Below are 2,967 nucleotides of genomic sequence, written 5' to 3' on the forward strand. Positions count from 1 at the left end.
AAAAAAAAGGGGGTTTTAGCGATTTTAGGTTTAAGTTGGATAAATTATGCCCCTTGAATATTTAAAATCGTCTATACCCTCTTAAAATCGTTTAAAAGAGATAAGAGCCTGTGAGCCTATCTCTTTATTTTTTTCTTGAGAAGGGCGGAGCCCCCTTTTAATTTAATTTAATTAAGTAAAGGTAACTACTTTATAGACTACTTTATACTACTTTATATATACTTTAGGGGGGTGTCAAAACGTTGTTAAATCAACGTTTTCAGCACCTATAAATACCATTTTAGTGCGTAATAAATACCATTTTAGTGCGTAATAAATACCATTTTAGTGCGTAATAAATACCATTTTAGTGCGTGATTATACCCTTAGTATTGCAATTTCTGCAAAACTATGGTAAAAATATATTTAAAGGGATAAATACCATTTTAGTGCGGAGGGTTATAACTATGAGAAAATCCAGTAAATCTAATCTAGACGGCTTATTATCAAGGCATGATTACTTAGTCGTACAAAGCAACGACTTAGCAAAAGCGTTTGGAAATTTAAAAGCATTTGAACATAAGTTGTTAGATTATTGTGTTTCTTTTGTGAGTAAAGATAGCGTTGAACAAGAGGTTTTTCAAACGACGTCTAATGACGTAATGCGTTATTTTGACTTGGCTAATTCAGGGCAAAATTACCAAAGAATTGTTAAAGCCTTTAAGACGCTTAACGAAAATACAGCCTTGTATTTTGTTACACGAAAAGAGAACGGTAAAAAGGCTATCGTAATGGGGCATTTATTTAACAAAATGGTCGTTGGGGACGATGGTATTATTACTTTCCAATTTTCAGAAATTGCTTCTCCTTACCTGTTTGAGCTAAAGCAAAACTACTACTCATTCAAACTTCTTGAGTTAGCTCAAATCAAATCAAAGTACTCTTTAATCATGCTTAAGCTAATCGAAGCTAGACGATTTGGTCAGAATGATTTAATCACGATTACTGGAACTTTAGAAGAGTGGAAAGATTGGTTTTTAGGTTCTGAAAAATCAAAATCATGGACTGCTGGAAGATTTACGGATAGAGTCCTTGTAGTCGCTCTAAAAGAAATCGAAGAGAAAATGCCAGACATAACTACAACACTTGTTTCAGTTAAAAAAGGTCGTAGGATAACAGGGTATGAGGTTCATGTATCAGACAAACGCAGAAGGGCATTTCACCCTAGCTATAGAAAGTCAGTTAATTAAGTGCGACAGCACAAAACGAAAAAACACCCGTCCAAGTTACGGGTGTTTTTTTCTGTCTTTTCAATCCGTCCAAGTCACGGATTGAAAGGACAAGATGAACTGTTAAGAGCGTAGCGAAAACAGTTCATCAGAGACTAATCATATTCATGCTGCAGCATGATCATGATTAGTCGATTGTGGGCGAAAGCCCACATTGGATATCCGTCAGGATATCCAACAAAGCAAAACTGAAAGTTTTGCGCCAGCCGTCTGCAAGACCACGTTTCTCGCTTGCGAGAGTATAACGTGCTATACTCTTGTAAGAGTATGAGAGGTCGCTTCGCTCCCTTCTCAAGAAAAAAAGAGGTGTAAACTGGATATGGAATTAGCATGGAATACTCAAAAAAATAAAATGAGTGATGTTAAGGGAAAGGAAATGGAACAGGAAAGAAAAGGCAAAATTTCCAATCCCGATATTGACCTTGAACGGACGAATTTGAACTTCGATTTCGTTCACGACGATAGACCACTTTATCATCGTGTTAAGTCAAGAGTAGATGACCTAAAAGAAAATGGATCACGAGTGCAAAAGAACTCTGTCGTGATGTATTCAAACGTGATTACCGTTCCAAAAGACGTAGCTGATGCCTGGGGCGAAGAGAAAACCAAAAAATACTTTAGGTCGTGCTATAAGTTTTTCTGTGAAGAGTTCGGAAGAGAGAACGTAGTAAGTGCTAAAGTCCATTTTGACGAAACCGCACCACACATGCACCTTCACTTTATCCCAGTCAACAAGGAAAACGGGAAATTACAGGCTCGTGTCGTTATGGATAGGGCTAAAATCAACTACATTCACGACAAACTACCTGAATACCTAAAGGAATTAGGCTTTTACGTTGTCCGTGGGAAAGGTAAAACGACTCAAAACATTGAAAATATCCACGAATACAAGAAAGTTATGGATATTATCGACAAGCAGAAAAGCCGATTAGATGACATGGTTCAAGAATTGGATAAAACGGCAGCGGGAGTGATTCAAGAGAAAAGACAACTCAAAGCCTTACAGGAAATCAATGCGACACTCTATGACGCTTTAAATGCGGTTAAAATGGACGTTAAAGAAACCTCTCAAGAGTTCATGAAGAGCAAAGTAGATAACTTTGTCGCAAAAGATGAGATAACCGCTGTTGCTAATCAGATTCTAAACTCTAACAAAGTGATGTTTAGTGAGAGCTTGAAAGTGAATAGTTCTCTTGTTCATCAACTCTTAGACCTCGTAAAAGACATGTATGAGCGTTTCAAAGAGATGTATAACAAGCAAATAGAACTCTTCAAGGAAAATCGAGAGTTGAAAAAAGAGAACAAAACGCTTAAAACAGAGCTTAATCAAAAGCGTGGTTTGGATAGAGATTTGGATAGAGAAGTTCGAGAACGTGCAAAACTCATGATTACAGTATCTGAGATTGAAAAAGAACGAGAGATTGAAGAGAAGATAGCGACTTACAAAAAAGAAAATGAGCGTTTCGCTTACGAGAATGAAGAGTACAGAAAGAGCGTTGACGTGTTGATTACGTCCTATACAGAACATAGCAAACAGATTGATTTCTTGAATAAACGTGTAGATATTATCTTAGACAATATCCCTAAAGAGCACGTAAACGACGTTATACGAAAGGTAAACCGTATCGAAGCAGGTCAAGACCGTTCTGAAGAAAGGGAACAAGATTACGGTCGTAGCATGTAACGTGTCGTATTTTGC

General features: G+C 37.0%; 2 protein-coding genes. Both read left to right on the forward strand.

The annotated features are described in order from the left end of the window. The first annotated feature begins 446 nt into the window (after positions 1-446). Positions 447-1,229, forward strand: a complete 783-nt coding sequence (locus tag O3798_RS08590; protein WP_371464296.1) for a replication initiation protein — start codon at positions 447-449, stop codon at positions 1,227-1,229. A 358-nt stretch (positions 1,230-1,587) separates the two neighbouring features. Further along, a complete protein-coding gene (mobV, locus tag O3798_RS08595; protein WP_371464297.1) occupies positions 1,588-2,952 on the forward strand; it encodes a MobV family relaxase in 1,365 nt (454 codons plus the stop codon). The last annotated feature ends 15 nt before the right edge of the window (positions 2,953-2,967 follow it).

The organism is Granulicatella sp. 20925_1_45, assembly GCF_041433555.1.
Lineage (GTDB): Bacteria > Bacillota > Bacilli > Lactobacillales > Aerococcaceae > Granulicatella.